Annotated in this window: 1 protein-coding gene; it reads left to right on the plus strand. The window is 78.0% G+C overall.

The window, feature by feature from the left end; all coding sequences use genetic code 11:
- Nucleotides 1-229 precede the first annotated feature (229 nt).
- Nucleotides 230-957, plus strand: a 728-nt coding sequence (locus GTW08_RS06185; RefSeq protein WP_161151555.1) for a nucleoside phosphorylase, incomplete at its 3' end; no start/stop codon positions are given.

Consider the following 957-nt stretch of genomic DNA (forward strand, 5'->3'; position numbering starts at 1 on the left):
GCGGGACGGCCGCCGCGCGGCGGCTCGCCCTGCGGCGGACGCCCGCCCGCGGGGGGCGGGCCGCGGAAGTCTCCGGCCATGCCTGTGCCACCCTCCGATCGGCCCGGATCCTGGGCATCCGCGGCCGACGATACTGCGCGCCGTCGTCACCGGGACGCCGGGCGAGAGGGTCACCCCGCCCACCTGCGGTGTTCCACCCGACCGGGTGCGCGGGGGATGATCGTCGACGATGGACCTCCCCCTGCACGAGGACGACCTGGACGCCGAGGGCGTGATCCGGGCGTCGGCGATCACCCCGCTCCGCCCGGACATGCCGGCCGCGGCGGTGCTGTGCTGGTTCCCCGAGGTCGTCGAGGACGTCGGGACCCGCTCCGAGACGGTGACCGTGCTGCGCAGCGAGCTCGGCCGCAGCCCGGTGTGGCGTACGACCGGGCCCGGCGGGACACCGGTCGCGGTGCTGCACCCCGGCGTCGGCGCGCCGCTGGCGGCGATGTTCCTGGAGCACCTCGCGGCGCTGGGCGTCCGCACCGTCGTCGGGGTCGGCGGGGCCGGGGCGCTGCGGCACGAGCTGACGCTGGGGCACGCCGTCGTCCTGGGCAGCGCGCTGCGCGACGAGGGCACGTCGTTCCACTATCAGCCGCCGTCGCGGACGATCGACGCCGACCCGGACGGCGTCGACGCGGTGGTCCGGGTGCTCGACGGCGCCGGGGTGCCGCACGTCGTCGGGCGGTGCTGGACCACCGACGCCGTGTTCCGGGAGACCCCGGCGCGGGTCGCGCGGCGCCGCGACGAGGGCTGCGCGGTGGTCGACATGGAGGCGTCCGCGCTGGTCGCGGCCGCGCGCCGGATCGGGGTCGGCTACGGCCAGGTGTTCCTCGCCGCGGACTCGCTCGCCGGGCCGGAGTGGGAGCACCGCGGCTGGACCAGTGCCCGCGAGGCCCGGGCGGGCCTGTTCGG

Origin of the sequence: Pseudonocardia sp. SID8383 (assembly GCF_009864975.1) — a bacterium.
Classification (GTDB): domain Bacteria; phylum Actinomycetota; class Actinomycetes; order Mycobacteriales; family Pseudonocardiaceae; genus Pseudonocardia; species Pseudonocardia alni.